General features: G+C 64.4%; 22 protein-coding genes. 9 read left to right on the top strand and 13 right to left on the bottom strand.

Features of this window, described 5'->3' with window-relative positions:
- Positions 1-128: 128 nt before the first annotated feature.
- Entirely contained in the window at positions 129-1277 is a 1149-nt protein-coding gene (locus ACOOHB_RS11655; protein ID WP_420445008.1) for an amidohydrolase family protein, read from the bottom strand.
- 85 nt (positions 1278-1362) lie between these two features.
- Positions 1363-2196, bottom strand: a complete 834-nt coding sequence (locus tag ACOOHB_RS11660) for a vWA domain-containing protein (RefSeq protein WP_420445009.1) — start codon at positions 2194-2196, stop codon at positions 1363-1365.
- Positions 2197-2376: 180 nt separating this feature from the next.
- Here ACOOHB_RS11660 and ACOOHB_RS11665 point away from each other — a divergent pair, with 180 nt between their 5' ends.
- On the top strand, positions 2377-3921 hold the full coding sequence (locus ACOOHB_RS11665) for a hypothetical protein (protein WP_420445010.1): 1545 nt from the start codon (positions 2377-2379) through the stop codon (positions 3919-3921).
- Positions 3922-3951: 30 nt separating this feature from the next.
- On the opposite strand, the gene ACOOHB_RS11670 is transcribed toward ACOOHB_RS11665, so the two are convergent.
- Together ACOOHB_RS11670 and ACOOHB_RS11675 are read right to left on the bottom strand one after the other, a co-directional pair.
- Positions 3952-4755: an HpcH/HpaI aldolase family protein gene (locus ACOOHB_RS11670; protein ID WP_420445011.1), complete on the bottom strand. Its 804-nt coding sequence runs from the start codon at positions 4753-4755 to the stop codon at positions 3952-3954.
- A 99-nt stretch (positions 4756-4854) separates the two neighbouring features.
- Entirely contained in the window at positions 4855-5163 is a 309-nt protein-coding gene (locus ACOOHB_RS11675; protein ID WP_420445012.1) for an NIPSNAP family protein, read from the bottom strand.
- Positions 5164-5553: 390 nt separating this feature from the next.
- Here ACOOHB_RS11675 and ACOOHB_RS11680 point away from each other — a divergent pair, with 390 nt between their 5' ends.
- On the top strand, positions 5554-6720 hold the full coding sequence (locus ACOOHB_RS11680; protein WP_420445013.1) for a Fic family protein: 1167 nt from the start codon (positions 5554-5556) through the stop codon (positions 6718-6720).
- A 69-nt stretch (positions 6721-6789) separates the two neighbouring features.
- Here ACOOHB_RS11680 and paaK read toward each other — a convergent pair whose 3' ends face one another.
- Positions 6790-8088, bottom strand: a complete 1299-nt coding sequence (gene paaK, locus ACOOHB_RS11685) for a phenylacetate--CoA ligase PaaK (protein WP_420445014.1) — start codon at positions 8086-8088, stop codon at positions 6790-6792.
- A gap of 124 nt (positions 8089-8212) precedes the next feature.
- Here paaK and ACOOHB_RS11690 point away from each other — a divergent pair, with 124 nt between their 5' ends.
- The 3 genes from ACOOHB_RS11690 (at position 8213) to ACOOHB_RS11700 (ending at position 10635) form a co-directional block, all read left to right on the top strand.
- Positions 8213-9355 (top strand): LLM class flavin-dependent oxidoreductase, encoded by a 1143-nt coding sequence (locus ACOOHB_RS11690; RefSeq protein WP_420445015.1) that lies wholly within the window; start codon positions 8213-8215, stop codon positions 9353-9355.
- A 16-nt stretch (positions 9356-9371) separates the two neighbouring features.
- Positions 9372-10007: a hypothetical protein gene (locus ACOOHB_RS11695; RefSeq protein ID WP_420445016.1), complete on the top strand. Its 636-nt coding sequence runs from the start codon at positions 9372-9374 to the stop codon at positions 10005-10007.
- A gap of 349 nt (positions 10008-10356) precedes the next feature.
- Positions 10357-10635: a hypothetical protein gene (locus tag ACOOHB_RS11700; RefSeq protein WP_420445017.1), complete on the top strand. Its 279-nt coding sequence runs from the start codon at positions 10357-10359 to the stop codon at positions 10633-10635.
- Between the two features lie 826 nt (positions 10636-11461).
- On the opposite strand, the gene ACOOHB_RS11705 is transcribed toward ACOOHB_RS11700, so the two are convergent.
- From ACOOHB_RS11705 to ACOOHB_RS11720, 4 genes are all read right to left on the bottom strand, one after another.
- Entirely contained in the window at positions 11462-11773 is a 312-nt protein-coding gene (locus ACOOHB_RS11705; RefSeq protein WP_420445018.1) for a DUF86 domain-containing protein, read from the bottom strand.
- Positions 11770-12162 carry a nucleotidyltransferase family protein gene (locus ACOOHB_RS11710; protein ID WP_420445019.1) on the bottom strand — a complete coding sequence of 131 codons (393 nt, stop codon included), beginning with the start codon at positions 12160-12162 and terminating at the stop codon, positions 11770-11772. Before ACOOHB_RS11710 ends, ACOOHB_RS11705 begins: the two co-directional genes overlap by 4 nt.
- A gap of 26 nt (positions 12163-12188) precedes the next feature.
- Positions 12189-13349 (bottom strand): pyridoxal phosphate-dependent aminotransferase, encoded by a 1161-nt coding sequence (locus ACOOHB_RS11715; protein WP_420445020.1) that lies wholly within the window; start codon positions 13347-13349, stop codon positions 12189-12191.
- 94 nt (positions 13350-13443) lie between these two features.
- Positions 13444-14871 (bottom strand): hypothetical protein, encoded by a 1428-nt coding sequence (locus ACOOHB_RS11720; RefSeq protein WP_420445021.1) that lies wholly within the window; start codon positions 14869-14871, stop codon positions 13444-13446.
- Positions 14872-15053: 182 nt separating this feature from the next.
- Here ACOOHB_RS11720 and ACOOHB_RS11725 point away from each other — a divergent pair, with 182 nt between their 5' ends.
- The 3 genes from ACOOHB_RS11725 to ACOOHB_RS11735 all read left to right on the top strand — a co-directional run bounded on the left by ACOOHB_RS11725 (position 15054) and on the right by ACOOHB_RS11735 (position 18384).
- Entirely contained in the window at positions 15054-16265 is a 1212-nt protein-coding gene (locus ACOOHB_RS11725; protein ID WP_420445022.1) for a nitroreductase family protein, read from the top strand.
- A complete protein-coding gene (gluQRS, locus tag ACOOHB_RS11730; protein WP_420445023.1) occupies positions 16262-17293 on the top strand; it encodes a tRNA glutamyl-Q(34) synthetase GluQRS in 1032 nt (343 codons plus the stop codon). Before ACOOHB_RS11725 ends, gluQRS begins: the two co-directional genes overlap by 4 nt.
- A gap of 98 nt (positions 17294-17391) precedes the next feature.
- Positions 17392-18384 (top strand): SDR family NAD(P)-dependent oxidoreductase, encoded by a 993-nt coding sequence (locus tag ACOOHB_RS11735; protein ID WP_420445024.1) that lies wholly within the window; start codon positions 17392-17394, stop codon positions 18382-18384.
- Positions 18385-18413: 29 nt separating this feature from the next.
- On the opposite strand, the gene ACOOHB_RS11740 is transcribed toward ACOOHB_RS11735, so the two are convergent.
- From ACOOHB_RS11740 to ACOOHB_RS11755, 4 genes are all read right to left on the bottom strand, one after another.
- Complete coding sequence (locus tag ACOOHB_RS11740; RefSeq protein WP_420445025.1) at positions 18414-20867, bottom strand: ABC transporter permease; 2454 nt, start codon at positions 20865-20867, stop codon at positions 18414-18416.
- Between the two features lie 9 nt (positions 20868-20876).
- Positions 20877-21578, bottom strand: a complete 702-nt coding sequence (locus tag ACOOHB_RS11745; RefSeq protein WP_420445026.1) for an ABC transporter ATP-binding protein — start codon at positions 21576-21578, stop codon at positions 20877-20879.
- A 205-nt stretch (positions 21579-21783) separates the two neighbouring features.
- A complete protein-coding gene (locus ACOOHB_RS11750) occupies positions 21784-23364 on the bottom strand; it encodes an acyl-CoA carboxylase subunit beta (RefSeq protein ID WP_420445027.1) in 1581 nt (526 codons plus the stop codon).
- A gap of 47 nt (positions 23365-23411) precedes the next feature.
- Positions 23412-24263: an LLM class F420-dependent oxidoreductase gene (locus tag ACOOHB_RS11755; RefSeq protein WP_420445028.1), complete on the bottom strand. Its 852-nt coding sequence runs from the start codon at positions 24261-24263 to the stop codon at positions 23412-23414.
- A 124-nt stretch (positions 24264-24387) separates the two neighbouring features.
- Between ACOOHB_RS11755 and ACOOHB_RS11760 the strand changes: the two genes are divergently transcribed.
- The gene (locus ACOOHB_RS11760; protein WP_420445029.1) at positions 24388-24594 is read left to right on the top strand and encodes a type II toxin-antitoxin system HicA family toxin; all 207 of its coding nucleotides are present in this window, start codon (positions 24388-24390) and stop codon (positions 24592-24594) included.

Below are 24594 nucleotides of genomic sequence, written 5' to 3' on the forward strand. Positions count from 1 at the left end.
TGCGTACGCGCGCGGCGCACGCTGTCCACGGTAGCCCTCGGCCTGCTGACGCCTGGGGCGCGCAGGGCACGTGAATTGGGCGCGCTCAAGCTCTCATCGCGACGGATCAGGCGCCCGTTTGCTACCGGTCAGACTGAGGCAGCGGCAAGCCGGTCGCCGCCGACCGGAAGCCTCGACAAGTCGATGTCGTAGAGCTCGGCCGAGTTGTTGCACAGGATGTCCTCGGTCTGCTCGATCGTGAGGTGCGCCGAGTGCTCGTCGAGCAGCTCCTGACTCCACGGCCACGTGCTGTCGGAGTGCGGAAAGTCGTTCGCCCACAGCAGGCGTCGGTGGTTGACGTCGTTCACCATCTTGAACGCCACCCAGTCGTCCTGAAATGTGGTGTAGATGTGCTCGCTGAAGTACTCACTCGGCAGCTTCGAAAGCTCCTGTCCCGGCGGCAACCAGAAGCGGTGCCGCTTGTAGGCGTGATCCATCCGATACATGTAATGCGGCACCCAGCCAGCGTCGGCTTCGACGCAGACGACCTTCAGTCCGGGGTTGCGCTCGAACACGCCGCCGAATACCAGCGTGCCCATGATGTCCTGGTTGGCCCGGATGATGGTCATGAAGGCGTTGGCCTTCGGACCGCGTGTCCGGCCTTGGCCGCGACTGGTGAGGATGTGCCACGACACCGGCAGGCCCAGGTCGACGGCGGCTTGCCAGAACGGGTCCCAGCGGGGATCGTCGAAGTCGAACTCGGTGTGCGGGTTGCCGGACATCATCACGCCGCGCATACCCGCTTCAGCCATCGCGGTGATGTCGTCGATGGCTTCCTCCACTGAGCGCAACGCCGTCTGCCCGACCGCCAGCAGCCGATCGGTATCGACCGAGCAATAGTCGGCGATCCACCGGTTGTAGGCGTCCATCGCCGCCTTCTTGTAGTCCGGGTCGGAGTGGTTGCACAGCACCATGCCCACCGACGGGTAGATCACCTCAGCGGAGACACCGTCTCGATCTTGATCGGCAGTGCGGGTCGTGGAGTCGTAGCTGCTGCGCGGCAACTCCTCGTACGCCGCGCTGCGCTTCAGCTCCTCGGGCTTCTGGCCCGCAGCGGCAATGAGCCCCATGTCGATTGTGCGCTTCATGCCGTCGATGACGTAGACGTCACCCCGCTCTTCGGTCCACTCGACGTGTGGCGCGACATCGCGCCACTTCGGATCGATGTAGTCCGTGTAGCAATTGCGCGCCTCTGCGATGTGCGAGTCGGCGGAGATAATCGGATAGTCGACGTCCATATTCTCTCTTTCTGTCCAGCCCCGTCGCGGATCGTACTTTGCCGCCGTACACCACGACCGGGCTGGCCAAGCGCAACGACCGGAGCTAGTCCCCCCTACCGCGACGCCGCATCCCTTCCTCGGCCTCGCGGACGCCACCGAAGTAGTCGTCCTGACTTGCCGCAAGCCCGACAGACGACATTGTGCGCCGATCTCGCTGTGCACGGCTCACCGACGCGAAGGCCTCGTCGATGCCTTCGTCGGACGCCTCGTAGTTCTGCACGCTCCGGGCGTCGAACCCCAGGCGCGCCGATTCGGAGTACGAGTCCTGGTTGGCGCCCATGTACACAAACGCCCAGCCCTGCTCCCGCCGCTTGGTGATGAGGTTGTGGATGTCGGCTGCTGAGTAATCGGTGCTGGCATTCTCGAGACCATCGGTGACGATGACCAAGGTCTGATCCTCGGGCTTCTTGCCCGCCTTGGCGCGCTGGGAGATCCGCTGGTCGGCACCACCGATCAGTCTCGCGACAGCGTCAAACAGCGGCGTCAGTCCCCGCGGCTCGTACCGCTCGAGGGCGTGCGGATCGGCCTTGTGCACCGAGACGTCGTCAACGAGTACCTCAAACGGCGCTTCCGAATCGAACTGGGCCACCGTGAGCCGGCATGTGCCCGGCTCAGCCGCCTGCTCGGCGATAAAGCGACCCACACCCTTGACGACGGCAGCCTCCCGACCCGACATTGAGCCCGATCGATCCAGCAGCATCCACACCTTCGACCGGTCCGACGACGACCCGTTGCCGCTCCTCTTGCCGCTCTTGGTGCTCTTCGCTTGCCGTGCGTCATCCGCCGAAGTCCCGCGGTCGTCGCCGCGCTCCCAAGGTGCCGTGCCGCTCCGCTCGAGCTGCCCGTTCGTTGAACCGTCGGCTGTTGTTGATCCCATGTCTCTTCCCTTCATCCAGAGCCCAGCGCCCCCGCCACAGCGGCCGGATTCGCTGGTTGCGGCGCCGTACTTCGGCCGCCGCCTCTCTCATTTCCAAGGTAGAGAGGGGGTGTTACAGCGATAGGTGCCCGCCACCTGCGAATCAACCGGAGGAACCTCGTCGGCACTAACGTCCACGCGGTGGCCGAGGAACTGCCAGACACGAACCAGGTTGCTGCTCACCGTCCGGAAAGGGAAGGACCGCCTTTGGAGAGTCCCGACCCGATCGCGCCGGACCCCGCTTCTCCGGCCGAATCAGAGTTCGAGAATGACAAAGCCGGACGTCTCAAGCGTCTTGCTGACACCGCACTTGCCACCGGCAAGCAGGCGGCCGACGCGACAGTCTCCGGAAGCCGAAAGGCGGCCGAGGTTGTCGGCTCGGCCGGAGTGTCGACAGCTCAGGCCATTGGCAATAGCGCCAAGACAGCAGTGACAACCGGTGCATCAGCGGCGCACGCCATCGGCAGCGGAACCGCCAAAGCGGGAGTTGCCGGTGGGCAAGCCGTCGGGAAGAGCGCTCGATGGGTGTTCGATTCGACCAGTGCAGCCACCGCTCAGGTGTTCTCTTCTGCACAAGCGCTCGTGGCCAGTGACCTGTCGGCGGCCATCAATGAAGTCGTCGCTGCCGCTGTCGAGGGCGCTCCGACCATCTACGACAAGGCCATGGATGCCGTCTACCTCGAAACACATATGGGAGGCGGCTTCCACCGACTCTTTGACGGGGGTCACACGATCAGTGGCGCATTCAAGGCTGCATCGGAAGCCTCAGCCGACGACACCCTGATCCAGGAAACGCTCGGTGCCATCCAGGGGCTGCTGCGAGACGTCTCCACGCCGGCGGGCTTGCCCCTCGCCACATGGGACAAAGCCACTTACGACGCCGTCGCCGAATCGCTGAAGTCGACCTTTGGCATCCCCAAGAGCTGGCTCAGCGAACTCGTGACCTACGACGCCGCCGACGTGCTCGGAGGGACCGTAGGCGCAGTCTCGGTGATCTTCGGCTGGAATCGAGCCGACACCGAGACATTCGCGAGGCTCGCGGCAGGCATTGGCATGTCGGCCGCCGTCAGTGTGAACCCGCTACTGATGCCGGTGTCGGTCGTTGCCTTGGCGCGCGCATTTCACAAGGCGAATTCCTCGAACGAGTACATCGAACTTGCCGAGGGTGGGCTCAAGGGTGCGTTCGCGACCGGATCCAGTTTGGGCGCCGTGGCACTTGTCGGCGTCGCAGGCGGGCCTGCCGGAGTTGCGTTGCTCGTAGGTGTCACCGCAGGAGTGCTCGCGCACACCGCCACCAAGGACGTCACGCTGGACGCGATCAGCACATTCGTCAAGGAAGATGCGGCCACAGTGGCGCGCCAAGTCTCCCAGCAGGCCATTGCCATTGGCGATGCCATCGGGGATCTCGCTGCCGACAGCGGCCGCGCCGTCGCGGGCGGCACGGCGAGCGCGGGCAGGTTCGTTGCGGGCTCAGTATCGGCTGTCGGCCGACTGACAGCCGACCAAGCAGCAGAAGCCAGTCGCGCGGCGACCAGCGGCGCGAAGGCGTCTGGTCGCTTAGCAACGCGTGGCGCTGCCGCGACAAGCGCTTCAATCGGCTCGGCGGCGAAGAGAGTCAAGGAACTCATTGATCGCGATGAATCAGTGGAGCTCGAAGACGACGAGTCGGACCCGCCTACGGCCTGACGACAGTCGCCACTTCGGGTGCCGCAACAGTCAGTAGATCTTTGAGTCCACTCCGCTTGCGGCCTCGGCGACGCCGGACTCGCGGGCTGTGCGCAGATCGCGGGCCATGCCGCGGCCGAGCGCCATGGCATCGCCGGCGACGGTCTGCATGCGAAAGCCCTTGCCCCGGCGATCAGCCGACAGCGACGCCGTCGAGTGGATGCCGGCGATCACCCCGTGCGCGGCGCACCGCTCGGCGATGTGCTCCAGCGCCGCCTTGTAGTCGGCGTGGTCATCGGTGTAGCCGGGTCCGTAGCCATAGCTGATCGACAGATCGGCGGGGCCGACGTAGATGGCATCAACGCCCTCGATCGCCAAGATGTCGTCGAGCGCCTCGACCGCCTGGCGGGTCTCGATCATCGGAATGCAGGCGGTGGTGGCGTTCGCCACCTCGAAGTAGTTCTCCCCCGCGGCTGCCCGTGCGGCCACGAGCACCGGGCCGAAGCTGCGGGCACCCAGCGGCGGGTACTTGCATGCCGTCACGGCAGCTTGCGCCTCGGCGACCGAGTTCACCATCGGGATGACCACCCCGCGAGCCCCTGCGTCCAGGACTCGCCCGATGATGCCGGGCTCGTTCCACGGCACGCGCACAATGGGCGTTCCGCCGACCATCTCGATGGCTTGCATCATCGTCACCGCAACTTGGTAGTCGGCGACGCCGTGCTGCATGTCCACGCAGACGTAGTCGAAGCCGGCACGCCCTGCGATCTCGGCCGAATGGCTGGAAGCCATCGAGAGCCAGGTACCCAGCGTCTCATCCCCGGCCGCCCAGGTGTCCATCATCGTGTTCGGCATTGGTGTGTGCTCCCGTTTCAGGTCATGAATGAGAAGGCCGTCAGCCGGTTACCGGCAGTCGGCCAAGTCTGCGGGGCTCAGACCCCGAAGTTCGAAGCGTCAGTCGTCGAGGATGCTGTGCAGGATCGAATTCTCCTGCGTCTCCACCAGCGGCGCTATCTCCTTCACGAACTCCAGCCACTGAGGATCCTCGAACAGCGCCTTGCGCTTGGCTGCGCGCTCTTCCAGCGTGTCGTAGCGCCACATGTGGATGATGTCGTTGAGATCACCGACGCCGATCGTGTAGTACCCAACGGGCTCGCCGAGGTACTTGCGCTGCGCCTCGTAGCCCTTCTCCTTGTAGATCTTCACCCAGCGATCCGCCGCCCCAACCTTGAGCCGGTACCGCCGCATCTCCACAAAGCTCATGACTGTCTCCCCGTCCTGCCCCGCTGCTGCCACGTCCAAGGGCGGCAGCTCGAACCGTAGCGGCCGCTCAACGCTCGCGCAGATTGCAGAACGCTGCACGGCCGCTCTCCGAACGTCGACAACGCCGTTGATTTCGTTTCATGTCAAATCTAGAACAACCGGAAATCCTAATCCAGTTCACTGGAATAAGCGCTAACGTTATTCGCGTTTCAGCTATAAATTGGAATAAGAACCATCAAGCGTCGAATCCTCACCCTGCGGATCTCGGTCCCTTGCCCTCGAATTGCCGACTGTACTACTTAACTATATTATTTCAGGTATTTTCAATTATTTTTATCTTCTCTTGTAGGATTATGGTGTCACATGCCTGTCCAAGACCCAGGAGTTCCTGTGAAGGCACCGACCGGCCGCTATGAGATCATCCGCACCGGCGAAGAGGAATACCGGGCCTTCGTACCAGACCCGCTGCCGCCGGCTGCCGAACTCATCACCGGCACCGAACTGACCGCAGCGACTGAGCGCGCAGCCCTAGCGCTCGGACGGCTCGATGGGGCAGCGCACGTATTGCCCAACACCGACCTGCTCTTGTATTCGTGCGTCCGCAAGGAGGCGGTGCTGTCCTCCCAGATTGAGGGCACCCAGTCGACGCTGTCAGATCTGTTGAGTCACGAACTCGGCGCGACGCCAGCCGTGTCCCTTGACGACATTGCCGAGACATCCAACTACGTCGCAGCCGTGAACATGGCGTTCGAGCAGATGGCCAGTCCTACGGGTTTGCCGCTGTGCAACCGCCTGCTGCGCGATGCCCATGCCATCGTGCTGCGGAGTGGACGCGGTGCCGAGAAGCTGCCAGGAGAGTTTCGTACGTCGCAGAATTGGATCGGCGGCTCACGTCCGGGCACCGCGCGGTTCGTGCCGCCGCCGCCGCACCTTCTCGGCGATTCGATGTCACGCCTCGAGTCCTTCCTGCACGACAGCGCTGACGGGTTCCCAGCGCTGGTTCGCTCGGGGCTCGCTCACGTGCAGTTCGAGACCATCCATCCCTTCCTCGATGGCAATGGACGCGTCGGCCGCATGCTCATCGTGTTGGCGCTGCACAACGCAGGGGTTTTGCGTACGCCGCTGCTCTACGTCAGCCTGCACTTCAAGCGGCAGCGCCATCAGTACTACGAGCTTCTTGATGGTGTTCGGCAGCACGGCGATTGGGAACAGTGGCTGCTGTTCTTCATGGATGCGGTCACCGTGGCCGCCGATGACGCCACAAACGCAGCAAGGCGGCTGCGGACGACCTTTGATGCCAATCGCGCCCGCTTCCACGACCTCGGCCGGCTCAGCGGTTCAACGTCTCACATCCACGATGCTCTCGCGGCGCGGCCTGTGCTCGACATCGCCACCGCGGCTGAACTTGCCGGCTTCGCCGTAACGACCGCAACGCACGCTCTCGAACGTTTGTGTGCCATGGGTATTGCTCACGAACTCACCGGTCAGCGGCGTAACCGGCTCTTTGCGTACACCGAGTACCTGGACATTCTGAGCGAGGGCACCGAACCGCTGTAGGACGGAATCGGACCGCCCGACGGAGTGAGTGAGCGACGAGGGATCGGCCAGGTTTCTCTGCCGCTGCGCTCAACTTCGGAGGTCGCGGACTCGCTGAGCCTTGCCTTCTGAGCGCGGGATTCCTTCGGGTTCGACCGTCCTGACCTCGACAGCCACGCCGATGCGCTGGCGAACCGTGCTGGCGAATTCCTGGGCAATCGTCTCGTGATCGGTGGCATCAGGCTTCGGCTCGAGCACGGCCGTGATGCCCTCCATGCGCCCCCGCTCGTGTACCTCCAAGAAGAAGTGCCCGGTGAGCCGCGGTTCGGCTGACACCAACTCCTCGAACTGGCTGGGAAACACGTTGACACCGCGGATGATGAGCATGTCGTCGGTGCGGGCAGCAACCCGTCCCATGCGACGCATCGAGCGGGCGGTGCCGGGCTGCAATGAGCAGATGTCCCTTGTTCGATACCGGATCACCGGCATCGCGACCTTGGTCAGCGACGTGAACACCAGCTCGCCGGTCTCGCCCTCGGGCAGTACCTCGCCCGAATCGGGGTCGATGATCTCGGGATAGAAGTGGTCCTCCCAGATCGTCGGACCGTCCTTCGTCTCGACGCACTCGTTCGCCACGCCGCCGCCGATGACCTCCGAGAGGCCGTAGATGTCCACGGCGTCGATGTCGAACACGTCCTCGAGCTCGGCCCGCATCGCCTCCGACCACGGCTCCGCGCCGAAGATGCCGACCCTCAGCGAGGTCGACGCGGGGTCGATGCCCTGCTTGCGGAACTCGTCGGCCACCACGAGGGCATACGACGGCGTCGCACACAGCACATCGGCGTCGAAGTCCACGAGCAGCTGCACTTGTCGAGCCGTCTGGCCCACCGACGCCGGCACCACCGTGCAGCCGAACTGCTCAGCGCCGTAGTGCGCGCCCAGCCCGCCGGTGAACAGCCCGTAGCCGTAGGCAACGTGCACGACATCGCCCGGCCGCACGCCAGCCGCCACCAACGAGCGCTGGAACACGTGGGACCACATATCCAGGTCGGACTGGGTGTAGCCGACCACCGTCGGCTTGCCGGTCGTGCCCGACGAGGCATGGACCCGCACCACCTGTTCCTGGGGCACCGCGAACATGCCGAAGGGGTAGTTGTCACGCAGCTCGGCCTTGGACGTGAACGGGAACCGCTGCAAGTCATCGAGGCTGCGCAGATCCGCAGGGTGAACGCCCGCTTGGTCGAACAGCTGCCGATAGACCGGTACGTGGGCGTAGGCATGCGCCAGGCTCCACTTCATCCGCTCCAGCTGCAGGGCGCGAATCTCGGGGATCGGGGCATTCTCGATGGTGTGCAGGCCCCGCCCTGCAACGGGTTCGAACTTGGGCATGTGGCGGTTCCTTCCGCGCTCGGACGATGCCGGGTGGGCGAGTTGAGGGGTCGGCTTCCTAGTGTTGCAGTCTGTGCGGCCGCTTCTGCAAGCCGCGTCGCACTGAAAGGGTCCCCGAATTCCGATGACCGACTTCCGCTTCACGATCCTGGTGGTGCCCTACATGCGCCGCCGCGGAGAACAGATCGGCCTCGCCGGATCGATCCCGGAGCGCTGGCAGACCCTCATGGACCACGTGCGGACCCAGATGCAGTTCGCCGAGTCGGTGGGCTACGACGGCTTCGCCATGACGGAGCAGCACCTGCAGGTGGAAGGCATCGAGACCACAACCAACCCGCTGTTCTGGGACTACTTCGTGGCCCAGCACACCGAGCGGATGCGGGTCGGGCAGCTCGGCATGAACCTCACTGCCGTCAATCCAATCCAGCTCGCCGAGAACATCGCCATTCTCGACCACTTCACCGGCGGGCGAACCTTTGTGGGGTTCTCGCGCGGCAACACGCCCCGCTGGACAGGAACGTTCGGCCAGCATCTCGGCATCACCTCCACCGAGTCCGACAAGTCCGAGGCCGACCAGCGCAACCGCCGGGCGCTCTATGAGAACTGGCACCTCATCAAGTCGCTGTGGACCCAGGAGAAGGTGTCGATCCGGGGCGAGTTCTGGCAGGCCCCGCCGGAGATGGAATGGCACTTCCCGCCCACCGACGACTTCGACCCCACAGCGGTCGACGAGAACAAGACACTGCGCGAGATCGGCATCGTGCCCCGACCGCTGCAGCAGCCGCACCCGCCGGTGTACGCACCGTTCAGCTACAGCATGGAGACGTCGAAGTTCTGGGCGCGAGAGGGCGGCAAGATGGTGAGCTTCGTCGCCCCCGAGCAGCAGAGCTTCATTGGCACAGCGCTCAACATCTATCTCGAAGAAGCTCACAACTCGGGGCGTGATACCACAGCGGCCGATGCGCTGGCGATCGGCGGTCATCTCACGATGGGCCGCACGCCGGCCGAGGCCGCCGACCTGTATGCCGGCTTTGAAGAGCTGTTCAACTGGGCCTACAACGCACCCCCCTATGTCGTGCCGATGGGACGCGTGTGGCGCGGCAGCCGCGAGCAGGAGCTCGATCATGTCTCCTCGCTGCACGAGGAGTTCGGCGTCACCGAGTTCTTCTTGTGGCACCACGTCGGCTACTTCACCCAAGACCAGGAGCTGGCAATGCTGAACGAGTTCGCCGAGGGCGTGATCGCCCCTCTTCGGGCCCGTTCCTGAACCGGGCCGCCGCATCGTGACCGAAGCGACAAGCCCAAGCTCCGGAGTGGCGGCGTTGGACAGCCGCCGCCGGGCCGTGGCGGTGGCGGTGGCGTTCAAGATTGCGCTGGCGCTGTGCTTCGTGGTGGCGATCGCGGTGCCCCTCGACCACCTCGAGGGCAAGGGGATGCTGTTCCGATTCCCCCTGTTCATGCTCTCGGCTGTGGTGGTGCCGCTCGCATGGCGCGGACGATTCAGGCCCTACCCCGCAACCGCGGATGTGCTGATCGTGGCGCCCTTTCTCATCGACACGCTCGGCAATCTGGCATACGTGTACGACACGTTCGAAGCAACCGATGACGTGCTGCACACGCTCAACTGGATCCTGCTCGTCGGTGCGTTCCATGCGTGGCGCTACCGCCGCGGCGGGTCCAGCCTGTCGCGCGCCGATGCCTGGCTGCTCGGCGCCAGCCTGGGAGCACTCGCCATCGTGGGCTGGGAAGCAGCCGAGTGGATCGTGGCTGAAACCGGCGCCGGCGGCGGACTGGATCTCACCTACGACGACACCGTCGCCGATCTCGTGCTGTCCACCGGCGGCGGCATGATTGGATCAGCAATCGCGGTTGCCCTGTTCCCACCCCCACGCGCCAACTCAAGTATTGAAAATTCATAAAATAACTTGAAAGGAGCTATTGGCTGTTGTAGAGACTGCGGGTGTCTCCGACTCCGCCAGCTCATCGTCGATGTCGCTGTCAGATTCGCGCCGACAGGTAGCGTGAGGTGGAACCCCATATTCGACCCGCCGCCCGCAAGCACGGCATCAGCGACGCCGACATCCTTCACGCCTATCGAAACGCCTTTGATGCACATGAGATTGAGGACATGACCATGATCATCGGAGGGGATCGCTCGGGTCGACCCATTGAACTCGGCGTTCGGCGTCTGGAGCCGATCCCAGAAATTGTCCACGCAATGCCAGCTCGGCCGAGATTCCTGCGGCATCCCTGGAATGGTGCTCGGTGATGAGGCCCACCATCGACGAGCTCATCGACAATGGCGATTGGGACGAAGTCGCGCGACGCTTCGAAGGCTTCGATGTCGAGCGGGCCGTTCACCGCCCAATCTCAGACTGGTGGCTCCGCTGTGCCGCCGGCGACCCCAAGAGTCCTGACGATCTGCTTCGAACCAAGGTGGCTGCCGCCCGCGCCGACGGCGTCTCATGGCAGCGCATCGGCGAACTTCTGGGCGTGCCCGAGGCAGAAGCCCAGCAGCGCTACGACTCGCCCAGCAAGCCCTCCTGATAACAACCACCCTCACAGCAGCACAACACGACAAGGCTCGCGGCCAAGCGGCTCAAGCTGTTCTACCAGCCTCCCGACGCCCTACGTGCGTCCGCAGCACTCGACGAATGAAGTCCACGTTGCTAGCGGCACGTTGCGAGTCGATGCCGTTCAATAGCCCGGTCAAGCGCCTGAGATTGTCGACTTCGTGCTCGGTGACTTCTTCTCGGTATGCGAAATGGGCCCATTGGTGCCTCAAGCGCAACAACTGGAGAAAGAAGCCGGACTGCCGGAATGATGGAAAGCAACTCTGCACCTGGGCCCAGTTGTCCTCAACAAACTTCAACCAGAGTGCGGGATCCCGAGACTGTTCTGGGTACTGACCCAGCGCGCGCCGCGCTACTTCACCCGCTGCTTCATCGCGTAGCGACTGGCGAAGCCACGCTATGTCGCGAGGGCTGAACTCGCGGACCAAGCGCGTCTGAAGCGCCTCGCCGAGGATTCGCATAGCTCGCTCGATGAGGTCGCGTTCGTCGTCGACGAGCGAATAGGGCCAAACTGACACCAAGGTGTCTCGTCGCATGCCGGTGATCCCGGTGCCAAGCCGAGCATTGAGTTGACGACCTTCTGCGGCCAGTCGCCTTGCTCGTCGCCTTCGCGATATCCGCTCCGGTATTTCTTCTTCGTCCGATGGCTGAGCCGGAACAAGACGGCGGGAAACTCGTTGCGGGGATCATTCCAATCGTTCTCTGCAACCACGATTGCCCAAGACCTCCTTGACCGGCGCGGGTGAGATTCGCGAGCGAATCAGCAGTTGCCAAGCCGCCGCGCATAGTAGGGCCGCGCATCAGGTCAGAGCGAGCGGAGGCAATCGAAGTTGTCGCCAAGGACTGCGTCCAACATGCGCTATACGAACGGCGCGAGACGCCGGCTCCCGTGGTTGCTGCTCGTCATCGGCGGATCCCAGCGGTCGCAAGACACGGTCATGACGACTGGAGTGCCATACGATCGCTTCGCCGATGATCTCAAGCTGTCTCTCAGCGGCGCTCTGGAGAATCCAGCTTCGGTCGAATTCCGCGCGGCCCAGCGCCGCAATCTCGACCAGCTTGTTGCACGCATCGAGAATGTCGTGGACACGCTCGGCGTCGCTGCGAGTCACAGAAGTATTGCGTCCTCGAACATTCCCCGGTGGCTCTCACGCACTGCCGAAGAATCAACAACGTCGACATGCTGGCCGAGCAATTCCGTCAAGTCCACTTGCAGGCCTGCAATGTCGAATAGGTCAGCGTCGTCGTCGAATTCGACGAGGAAGTCGTAGTCGCTCCGGTCCGTGTCCTCGTCTCGGGCCACCGAGCCAATTAGCGATATCGACCGCGCCTTGGCGCGTTCCGCGGCGATGCGGATCGCTACCCGGTGAGTCTCGAGCACGGCGTAGCGACGGTTCACACTTTCGACTGTACCGGCGCGGTTGCCGACGATCGCCCGCAGCCAAAGCAGCTCGGAGCGGTGCCGCCACTCGACACGGTCGCGGCCAGCGTGCAGTGCCACACCGAGACACCCATCGTGCAGGTCGGTCAGAGCGTTCTGAGGCGCTCGATGGCTGCATCGAGGACGTCGTGCTGCTTGCAGAAGGCGAAGCGAACAAGGTGGCGGCCCTCATCGACGTTGTCGTACATCACGACGTTGGGCACTGCGGCCACACCGATCCGCTCCGGCAGCCCCCAGCAGAACTCGATGCCGTCGTCGTGGCCGATCGAGCGGATGTCGGCGGTGATGAAGTAGGTACCGGATGGCTCGAACACTTCGAGACCGGTCGATCGCAGGCCTGCTGACAGTCGGTCCCGCTTGGCACACAAGTCCTCGGCCAGGGCCTTGAAGTAGTCGTCGCCGAGGTCGAGTCCGGCGGCGATGGCGTGCTGGAACGGTCCGCCGCTGACATAGGTCAGCCATTGCTTGGCCGTTCGCACCGCCGCGACCAGCGCTGGGCGTGCGCAGACCCATCCGATCTTCCAGCCGGTTACGGCAAATGTCTTGCCGCCGCTCGAAATGGTCACGGTCCGGTCGGCCATGCCCGGCAGCGTGGCGATCGGGATGTGCTCGCCGTCGAAGGTCAGGTGCTCGTACACCTCGTCGGTCACCACGATGAGATCACGCTCGATGGCAACCTCGGCGATGGCTTCTAACTCGGCCCGGCTGAACACCTTGCCGGTGGGGTTGTGCGGGCTGTTGAGCACCAGTAGCCGCGTGCGCGGTGTCACCGCGGCCGCTAGCTCGTCGGGATCGAAGCTGTAGTCGGGCGGGCGCAGGGTGACCACCTTGCGCACCGCTCCCGCCATCGAGATGACCGCGCCATAGAGGTCGTACCAGGGCTCGAACGTGAGCACGTCCTCGCCCACCTCGGTCAGCGCCAAGATGCTCGCAGCCAGCGCTTCGCTTGCCCCCGCGGTGATGAGCACCTCGCTATCGGGGTCGACATCCATGCCCCAGAAGCGGGATTGGTGCCGGGCCACGGCGTGGCGAAGCTCCGGGATGCCGATGCCCGGCGGATATTGGTTCGCGGTGCCGCTGCGAATCGCCGCAACGGCTGCTTCAAGTACCTCCGTCGGCCCGTCGGTGTCAGGAAAGCCCTGCCCCAGGTTGATGGCCCCAGTGCGCACAGCGAGCGCAGACATCTCGGCGAAGATCGTCGACTGGTAGCCCTGCAGGCGCGAATTCAGGTATGGCAGCCGTGCCACGTTGCGGAGGTTACGGCGCGATCAGCGGGTTCTCGCCACCACGCTGCCCTTCGCGAACGACACGGAGACGGAGACCCGGAACGTGACCGGCGGTCTACTGATACGACACGTACAGCGGCGAAGGGGTGAGACCCAGCACCTGCTCCGCGGTGGGGGTGGGGAAGTCTTCGTCGTAGAAGTTCTTCCAGCCCCAGTAGAAGCGATAGGCGTCGGGCTGCCCGGTCAACGCATCCCAAGTGCTGTACTTGGTGTCGATCGGACCCTGCCCGTCCATATGGATCAGCACCGCCAGCTCCGCGGGAGTCTCGACCAGTTCGCGGTTGGTGATCATCGAGAAGCGGAATTGGTGCAGAATCAACAGCTTCTGAGGCAGGGCCTCCTCACGGACGAGACCGGCCAGCCATTGCACGACCTCGTTGATCTCGGCAGCATCGACGGTGCCGATCTGACGCAGATGCACCTGGTCGGGTCCGAGTCGCCATTCGGGATCCAGCGCCAGCCCGACATGGGGAAGCCGCAGGAACTCCTCATAGTGCTTGGCTTGGGTGAGGAAATCGCTTCGGCCCGACTGCAGATCCAGCACCACGTACATGTCGTTGTCGGCTGCTGCGGTGATCCACGGCCTGATCGCATCGAGGGCGGTCTCGTTGGAGTAATCGCCGTCACGACCCGCTCTGGCTGACGCAACGGTGGCGATGATCTCGAATGCAAGCAGCACGTCCGAGCCGTCCGCGTCGTAGCCCTCCGCGATGGACCGCAGGCGCGCCACTCCCCCGGACGGATCCTGTTCGCCCAGCACTCCGAGCTGCGATGTCGATGGGTGGCCGTATATGGCAACCAAACGGCGGTCGCGTTCTGGCTCGAACAGGAGCAGGCCGCCTCCGGGAAGTTCATCACCGCGACGGATGACCTCCAGTTGCCACGCTGCATCGGGGCCAAGATCCGCGTGCAGTTCCACGCGAACGGCCTCGCGAAGCACCTTGCGTCCTTGTGGGGCCAAGGCCCGCAAATCTTCGACCGCGGTCATCGCCGTCGCGTCGATCTGCCGTCCGACGGCCCCGAGCACCGCAGCTTGCTCGGCGCTGTTGACGATCCACACGCGCTCATACTGAACGTCTTGATGCGGCAGCGCCGCCTCGGGATTGACGGGTACCCATTCAACGGCAAAACCGGCGAGCCGTTGTCGGAGGTCCTGCTCGTTGAAGCCTGCCGCCACGATCCGCTCCGGCGCCAGGCGCCGAATTTCTGCCATCGCTTCAGCGCCAGACCATGACTCCATGAGCAAGAGGGGTCCGCGTATCCCACGTGCGGCCAGCGTGAGGATCGCCTCGGAATCGTTGGCGAACGCCAGGCCGATCTCGTCGGCGCACCCGTAGAGGGCGCGCGATATCTCGACGCTGAGGAGCACAGGTGCAGCGGTGTCGACCGCAAGGTTGTCCGCCGGTTCCCGTGGCGAACAGTCGCGAACGGTCGCAGCGGGTTCCGGCGCAACGGGAACGGCCGTCTCCGCTTCGGCAGGCACGGCAGGCTCGTGTGTCTCTCCTGACTCCCGCTGACTGGTTGAGCACGCGCAAGCCAGGACAATCCCGACGGCGGACGCCAGAACCACACCGACCCTGATCGGCCGTGCGGAGTGCCGTCCGGCCGGCGAAGGTTTCGTCACGCTCAGAGAAACTATTGACCGCGGCGGCAATACTGGCGGCCATGCCGACTCCAGAGCTGAACCCCCATGTGCCCGCCCGCTACGACACCGCCAGGGTCGACCTCGCGTCGGTGGACGGCGTGCTGTCGAGCACCCGCTCGGTGCGGCTGCGGCTGGACCTCGAACGCGACGTCCCGCACGACGTCGTGCTCGACTGCATCGACGTCGCCGAGCAGGGTCCCGGCGGCGGCAACCAGGCCAGCCGGCGCTGGCTGCTGATCCGCGACCCTGCCCAACGGCAGGCGATCGGCGAGATGTACGGATCGATCGTGGGCAGCTTCATGGCGCGCGGTCGGGATGCCACAGCCGGCACCGGCCATCCGATGGAACAGGTGATGAAATCTGCCTCTCATCTCGCAGAGCATCTCGCCGAGGTTCCGGTCATTGTCATTCCCTGCGTGTGGGGTGTGCACGACGACAGCGGCAAGCCCGGGCTGTTCGACTCGGTGCTGCAGTCGGCGTGGAGCTTCTGCCTCGCGGCTCGCGCACGCGGCATGGCCACGGCGTGGACCACTGCGATCCTCAACAAAGAAGACGAGCTGCGCGAAGTGCTGGGCATTCCCGATGGGGTCACCCCGGTCGCGCTGTTGCCGCTGGCGTACGCGAAGGGCACCGAGTTCGGCGCGGTGCCGCGCCGTCGCGCCAACGAGATCGCCTACGTCGACGGCTGGGGCCGCACCTGGGAGCAGCGGGGGAACGAAGCGACGGCTCGCGCCATCGGCGAGGGACCCGGTGCCACGTTCGAACTGGATATCGACGCATCGCCCGAACGTCTCTGGAAAATCGTCAGCGACATCAATGTGGGCGCAAATTTCTCCGAAGAGTTCGTGCGCGCCGAATGGGCTCCTGGCTACGACGGCCCAGCACTTGGCGCCAAGTTCATCGGGCACAACCAGCACCCCGCCATCGGCGAGTGGAACATCGATCTCACCATCACCGAGTACGAGCCGAACGTCCTCTTCGGCTGGGCCACTGGCGAAACCGAGGATGTCGCCGGCGCCCGCTGGCGCTATGAGATCGACCATCTACATGGTCAGCGCTCGCGGCTGCGCCACACGGTCCGTCTCGGACCCGGCCCATCGGGCCTCAGTGCCGCCATCGAAGCGATGCCTGACAAAGAGCCGCGCATCGTCTCGCGGCGCCAGAGCGAGCACTTGGCGAACATGAAGCGGTGCGTCGAGGGCATCAAGGCACTCGCCGAAGGCAGCGCTTGAGCGAAGACCCGACAACGGGCCGTTGGGCGCCGAGCCCGACCGGCGATCTGCACCTGGGAAACCTGCGCACGGCATTGCTGGCGTGGCTGTTCGCCCGTTCGGTCGCTGGCCAATTCCTGTGGCGGTTCGAAGATCTCGACGGCGCCGTGCGGCCGCAGTTCTACGACTCGCAGCTGCGCGACGTGGCAGCGCTCGGGCTCGACTGGGACGGCGAACCCGTCCGCCAGAGTGACCGCTTGGAGCTGTACCGCGATGCCATTGCGGAACTGCGCCGTCGCGGCCTCACTTACGAGTGCTTCTGCACGCGGCGTGAGATTGCCGAGGCGACTGCAGCGCCCCACGGCCCCTCGCCTGAGGGTGCGTACCCCGGAACCTGCCGGCAGCTCACTCGCGGGGAACGCGAACAGCGTCGCAGCGACGGCCGACCTCCGGCTCTGCGGTTACGCGTCGAGGGCGCTGGCGCCGGTCACGACGATGGCGTGGTCTCGGACCGGAATCATGCCGAGCTGACCGTCACCGACCGCCAGCTTGGTGCCTTCACCAGCATCATCGACGATTTCGTGCTCCAGCGCGGCGACGGCACCCCGGCGTACAACCTGGCGGTCGTCGTGGACGACGCAGCCCAGGGCATCAACCAGGTCGTCCGTGGCGACGACCTGCTTCCGTCCACGCCGCGCCAGGTGCACCTCGCAGAACTGCTCGGCGTCGAACCCCCGTCGTATGCGCACGTGCCCTTGGTGCTGGGTCCGCAGGGTCAGCGCCTCGCGAAGCGGGATGGCGCCGTGACTCTGTCGGACCGGCGGGCGCTCGGCGAGACCCCGCTCGATGTCACAAATCTTCTCGTGGCAAGCCTTGGGCTGGAACCCATCACGTCCACTCAGGACCTGGCTGCAATCGCCGCTGTCTTCGATCCCGCGGCGCTGCCGAGCCAGCCGTGGGTCTGCACGCCTCCACCCGCGGGCGACAAGCGTGACCGTCGCGGACACCGCGACAATGATCGGGATGCTGCTCGCCGTGAGGCCAATTGAGCAGCACGCAGAGGTCCCTAAGATCAAGCACGGACTGCGGGGACTCAACACCTGATTCCAGTCACGGCCGCCTGATCGACCGCAGCGGGAGACACATCATGTCCGGCAAGCATGCGAACGGATTCGCGGAGGCGTACCGTCGACTGACGGCACCAAAGCCGATGGCGGACCAGGTTGATCTGTCAGGTCGAAGCGCCGTCGTCACGGGCGGCGCCGCGAACTCGATCGGCTACTACGTAGCGAAGACCCTCGCCGCATGGGGCGCCGACGTCGTCGTCACTTCGCTGGGAGAAACCGACACCTTGCAGAGCAAGTTGCGCGACGAGCTCCGCGGCGCCGGCGTCGATCAGGGCCGGCTGATCGCACAGCCCGTTGACCTGGCTGATCCCCTGAGCGTCGCCGCCTTCGCGCAGTGGCACCGGGAGCATCACGGGGACGAATTAGACATCCTCGTCAACAACGCCGGCATATTCAGCGACATCGCCAAGCGCGCCAAGACGCCGATCCTTGCGGGCGACGGCACCGAAGTTCACTGGCGAGTCAATTTCCTCGGCACATTTCACCTGACCAGCCTGCTGTTGCCCCGGTTGCAGAGTGCAGGTGAGCGAACGGGCGATGCCCGCATCATCATCACTTCGTCAGTCGTGCACGAGAAGGGCAGCAACGCGCGCTTCTTCTCCGAGCCGCCCCTGCCATATAACTCGTGGGATGCGTATGCACAGTCAAAGCTCGCTCTCGTGCATCTCGCTTTTGAGCTACAGCGTCGCTTTGCGGACCAATACGGGCTGCAGTCCGCCGCAGTTCACCCTGGCGACGTTCGCAGCAATCTCACGAATGCGGGCCTAGGCCAGCAACCGGTATTGAGGATGATGAATCGGTTGACCAGTCCGCTACAGGCCCCGTTCTTCCTGAGTCCGCTCCAGGGGGCTCAAACGACGATCGCGTGCGCAACGATGATTCCGTTGCGAGGGGGCGAGTACTACGAGACCTGTGCCGTCTCGCGAGCTTCGGAAGAGACCAAGGACAGCGACACAGCGCGGCGTCTATGGGATGGTGCTCAAGAGTGGGTAAGTAGCCTGCCGAACGGTTAGCACGAAGCTCGATCCGCAGCAGCTCGGCCCTACTCCATCACCCGCAGCTGGCCCGGGATGAACATCTTGGAGAGCTTGCGGCCCGAGAACATCGGCGCCACTGCTATCGCGACCAGCGCCGCAAGGAAATAGGCCGCCATCTCCCACCAGCGGACTGACACCAGCATGCCCACTTCAGGAATGGAGGTCGGCATCAAGAACAACGCCATCCACAGCAGCAGCGCGTAGCCGAACAGGGCGCCGAGTACGACCGCCGCCACACCTAGCAGCAAGCCCTCTATCGAGAGGTTCGCGATCACCCTTCGCACGGGAATGCCGTAAGCGAACATCGTCGCATGGTCCCGAGCCCGTTCGTCTACGTTGATATTCGCCGTGTTGAAGGCAATCAGCATGACCAAGAGGATCACGAAGATCCGTGTGAGGATGAGCACGCTCCTCGATTGATCTAGTGCGTCCTGCAGCGACTTGAACGACTCGCTCATCCCCTGCACCAGTGCCACACCTGTACCGGTGCCGAAGAGCGAGCGCTTCGCGTCGTTCAGATTGCTGCCATCCGCTGGCACGCCGGTCACGATGTTCGCGAGTCCTCCGAAGCCCCAATCGGCTGCGGTCGAGAGGTCCATGTAGGAGTTGACTCGCAGCGGATGCGGGTGTGTGGCGAGGACGGGCAGCGTATGGGTGCCATAGGCGAACGCCCCGTCGACGATCTCAGGATGGGTGACGATGACGTCGTCGCCGACTCCGACGCCGAAGTCCCGCGCAGCTTTGTCGGCGAGCACGATGCCCGGCACCCCCGGTTGCAGCTCTCCCTCCGACACGGTCGGTGTCCACACGTTGCTGCCGAAGTCGACGAACCGGACGGAAAGATCGAGCCGGGTTTGCTCGTCAATGTTCTCGGCAGGTGCCTCGGCGATGACACTCGCCCCAAGCCTCAGCCCGGTCTCGCCGAGCTGCACCGTTGAATCGCTGAGCACGTCTTGCACTCGCGCAGAATCGACTGGGTAGAACGAGTCGAGTTGCACCATGAAGCGCTCGGGTTCATCTCCCTGCAACTCTCGATTGCCTTCGTCGAAGGTGGTGGAAAACGAAGTGTTCAGACCCACCATGCTGAACATGATCGCCAAGCTCGTCGTGAACGTCAGCAAGGTGATGAAGGTGCGGCGGGGTGCCCTCATCAGGTTCCTTATGGGCATCCGCTCCAGGCTGCGACCGGGTAACGGCAGGCGGCTGAGGATGGGTGACAGACCCCCTCCGCGTGATGCCAGATGGCCCGGGCGTATCGCCTCGACCGGTTGGACCCGTACGGCGCGTAGAACGGGCACGAGCACGGCCAGCATTGGCACCACGAAGCCGATCGCCGCGGCTCTCGCAAAGAAAACCCATTGGAAGGGCATCTCAAACAGCGGCAATATCACCCTCTGTTGAATGATTCCCGCTGTTTGGAAGGCCAGCGCGAAGGCGACGCCGACTCCGAGAATGACGCCTAGAACGCCAATCTGCAAGCCGATAAGCAGGGGCCGGATGGCGATTGATCGAGGAGATTCGCCCAGCGCCATAGCTGCGCCCATCTCACGCCGCTGCGCTTGCACCATCCGCGCCGAGAAGTTCAGCGTTGCGAAGGCAGCGCCGATGAACAGCAGGAGCGCCATGACGTCGTAGATGCTCTGATCGACCTCCGGCGATCCGAGCAGTGCGATGTACGACGGCCACTCGTCGCGGGTGATTACTTCCAGCAGAATCCCGTCTAGATGAACAGCGGCCGCGTCGATGATCTGCTGCGACACTGCGTCAGAGTCGGCACCCGGCTCCAGCGTCATTACGAGGTCGTTGACTGCGCCGGGCCTTCCGGAGATGTCTTGCGCGTCGGCGAGCTGGGCGAACAGCACAGCCAAGTTGGACTGGCCGAGCGAACCGTTGCCCTCGAGGATGTCGAAGTACTCCGGTGATGCGGCGTGGCCGACGTAGTCGACGCGTACATCGCCTCCGACAGTGAGGCTGCCGTGTGTCGGCAGATCCCAGAACGATGCGAAGTTACGTCCGAGTAGAACTCGGGGCGTGTCGGCGCCCGATGGAGGCAAACCGTCGCCTTCAATGACCTCGACGCCGTTGACGCTTGGCCCTCCGCCTGAAGTGTCGACGCCGACGATGCGCCCGTGCACCAGTAGCTCTTCGCCATCGGCGGTGGTCTCGACCTGGGTGTCAAGGAAGAGGCGTTCGTTGTACTCGTCGATGCCGTCGATTTCGCTGGCAATCTGTGCGAGCGAGCCAACGGGTACGTCTCCGCCCCCGCCGACCGTCGCCCGCAGGTCGAACATGTTGGTGAGCTCGATGCTCTTGTCGGTGGACGCGTACCGCCACTCGGTGACGCTGCTGAGACCGGCGTAGCTGCCGATGCCAATGGCGATCGTGAAGGCAATTCCAACGATCTGGATCCAACGCTTTCGCGCGTCCCGCAGGGACCACCGCAGCCGGAGAAGCCACACGTTCGAGACCTACCAGTGCAGTTCGGACAGCGGGGTCTTGCCGCCCTCCGGTGGACCATCGCTGATGATCTGCCCACTGCTCATTTCGACGACGCGGTCGGCCATCCGGGAGATCTCGCGATTGTGCGTCACCACAAGCACTGCCCTGTCGTTGTTGGCTTGCTCGGCGAGCAATTCGAGAATCTGGGCACCGGTCTTGAAGTCCAACTCGCCCGTGGGCTCGTCTGCGAGCAGTACCGGGTTGCCAGTGGCCAACGCTCGTGCGATCGCCACACGCTGCTGCTCGCCGCCGGATAGTTCGTGCGGGAAGTGCCCGAGGCGGTGCCCGAGCCCGACGGATTCGAGAATCTCGGCGGGGTCGGCCGATCCGCGATTGCCGGAGACATCCATGCCGAATTCGACGTTCTCGGTCGCGGTCAAGCCGGGGAAGAGATTGAAGCTCTGGAAGATGAAGCTGACCGTCTCGCGTCGCAACGCAAAGAGATCGCTCCGGCTGGACGCCGTGATGTCGCGGCCTCCGACGTTCACCGATCCCGATGACGCCGTGTCCAGTGCGCCGATGATGTTGAGCGTGGTGGTCTTGCCGCTCCCCGAAGGACCGAGCACCACTACGAACTCGCCGGCCTCGACATGCAGGTCGATGCCATCGAGCGCAGTGACCAATACGGGGCCGACTTCGTAGTGCTTGGTAACACCTTCGAGATCGATCACGGCACAGAACTCCCCGTTAGCAAAAGGATCCGGCGCGGACAGGGCCAGCGGTACCGGCCCAACGCGTAGCCGAGTCGCGAGGCATCAGGTAACAACGGACGTAATCCCAAGTCAATTGAGCCGTTGTCTATCACAGCCTGATCTTTGGCATTTGCATCTCAATACATCAAGCTGTGCTCACATTGCGTGGACACACTGCCCAATCTCAGCAACTCGGCCAGTAGCTGAGCGCTCGCTGTTCGGGTGGCGGCACCGGACGATTGGCCAACATCCGAAGGTCCGAGATGAGCACCCGACGGGTATCTGCCGGGTCGATCATCTCGTCGATGCGCATGGTGCCTGCCGCCTCGAACGGGTTCGTGGCCTCGGCTACCTCTGCCACCAGCTTCAGGCGCTCAGTCTCGCGTTCGTCGGGATCGGCAATGCGGCTCAGCTTCGAGCCGAAGGCCACGTTGACACCGACCTCGGGATCCATGAAGCCGATCTCCGCGCCAGGCCAGCAATAGATGCCGTGGCTCGGCATCCGGGAGCCGTTCATCGCTTGCCAAGCCAGGCCGAACGCCTTGCGAAGACAGACCGTCAGCGTCGGCGTGGACGCGTTCTGCAGGGCGTGCATCATGCGCATGCCCCAATGGAGCATCAGGTCGTGCTCGACGCGCTTGCCGACCATGAATCCGGGGACATCCACGAGAAAGACCATCGGGATGTTGAACGAGTCGCACACGGTGGCCATGCGGATGATCTTGTGGCAGGCCTGCGGGTCCAGCGTTCCAGCCTGGAATATCGGATTGTTCGCGATGACGCCGACCGCGTACCCGTCGAGCCGCGCAAGCGCGCACACGACGTTGCGGGCGTAACCCGGCTGCAGTTCAAGGACTGACTCGGGATCGCAGATGCGGGCAACGACCCGGCGCATGTCGTAGCCACGCGTGCGGCGTGCGGGCACCATCGTGGCCAGCTCGGGGTCGGCGCCGTCGATGCCACGCGGCTCGGCGCGCGGCGCCGGCTCCCACGCGTTCGACGGCATGAACGACAGCCACCGCCGGATAGCGACGTAGGCCTCCTCGTCGGTATCGACGCCGAGGTCGATCTGCCCGGTGATTCGGGCATGGACGTCCACGCCGCCGACGTCCTCGAACGAGATCACCTCGCCGGTGGCGATTTCGAACACCTTCGGCGAAGTCACCGCAAGGCACGACCCGCGCACCATGACGACGTAGTCGCTGAGCGCCGACACGAACGACGAACCGCCGAACGACTGGCCACAGATCATCGTTGCCATCGGCACTCGGTGGCGCCGGCGAGCCATGTCGAACATCCCGCCCGGCTCGGAGATGCCCTCGGAGCCCATGAGATCGGGAATGCGACCGCCGCCGGTCTCGCCGAAATGGACGATGGGGATGCCCATCACCAGCGCCCGCTCGTAGAGGCGCTCCTCCTTGCGGGTGCCGATGATTGAGCTCGAACCGCGCAACACGGTGATGTCGTCGCCGAACACCGCTACAGGGCGCCCGTCGACGTTGCCGTGCCCGCCGATCTTGCCGTCACCAGGAGTGATATCGCGCATCTCTGGACGGATCGAACGGCTGAACGTACCGATCTCACGGAACGTGCCCTCGTCACAGAACGCGTCGATGTGCTGGCGGATAGTGCGATCGCCTTCCGCGGCCATCGCCCGAACCTTGGAAGCCCCACCCATGTCACGCCTGATCACTCCGGCGCGTGCGTCCAGGTCGGCTACTCGCTCTGCGTGACTGATCGCGTCACCGTCGCCGTACTCAGGCATCGTTCATCTCCCTTGGATCCGGTTCAGTGGCGCGCGCCGTCGGAGTCTCAGGCGTCCGCATAGTCAGCGAGAATCTGGCCGTACGTCTCGCCGAGCTGGGCGGGACGGCGTCCCGGCACCATCACCTGGCTGACACCGAGTTCGACCAGCTGGTCGAGGTGGGCGCGATCGGTTCCGCCGGTAGTCCACATCTGCACGTCGTTGGGGTCGCGGCCAGCGGCCTTCGCGTACCGGCGGGCCGATTCGAACAACTCAGCGAGCACTTCGGCAGGACGCTCGGCGGGAAAGAACACGTCGCCGAGCTCGCCGGCTCGCCGTGCGGCCCGGTCGCTGTGCCCGCCGACCAGGATCGGCACCGGCTGCTGGATCGGCTTGGGCTGGCAATACACAGGGTCGAAGTCCACGAATTCGCCGTGGAATTCGGCTTCTTCTTCGGTCCAGAGCACCCGCAGCGCTGCGAGGTACTCATCGGTGCGTGCCCCTCGGCGATCGAACGGCACTCCCAGCGCTTCGAATTCCTCACGCAGCCAACCCACGCCGATGCCGAAGTCGAAGCGCCCGCCGCACAGCCGGTCCAGCGACGCGATTTCCTTGGCCAAGATCAGCGGGTTGCGCTGAGGCAAGATGAGAATTCCGGTCGCCAGGCGGATCCGGGTTGTTGCTGCGGCGGCGTATGCCAACCAGATGAGCGGATCAGCGTGGTCCAGCTGGCTCGCTCCCTTGAACAGCTTGCCGCCCTCGTCGTACGGATACGTCGACGTGTACGACTTGGGCACGACCGCATGCTCGATCGCCCACAACGAATCGAAGCCGACTTCCTCGGCAGTCTGAGCGGTCTCCAGCGCGGCAGCGCCCTCGACATTGCCCATCAAATTCGCGGAGATCAGGCCGAATCTCATCTGGGAGCCCCCGTCCGCCGCGCTCGGACGGCGCGGCGGCGAACATCATGGCCGATCAACGCTCAGGGTGCCCGTTCAGAAAAGAAATTGACGCGCGGCAGTTGCCGCGGTGGCCTTGCCGCGCATGACCGACCGGGAGTTCCTGAGCCGACTCCGCCGCTACGCTCGCAAGCGTGGCGTATCGGTCGTGGTCCAGCCAGACCGCGGCAAGGGCAGCCACGCCAGGGTCTGGCTCGGCGACAGGGCAACAACGTTGTCCAAGGGTGAACTGCAGCCCGGCAAGCTGCAGGCCATGCTCCGGCAGCTCGGCATCGACAAGGTGGAGTTCTGA

It is taken from the genome of Candidatus Poriferisodalis sp., from assembly GCF_965215815.1.
Lineage (GTDB): Bacteria > Actinomycetota > Acidimicrobiia > Acidimicrobiales > Poriferisodalaceae > Poriferisodalis.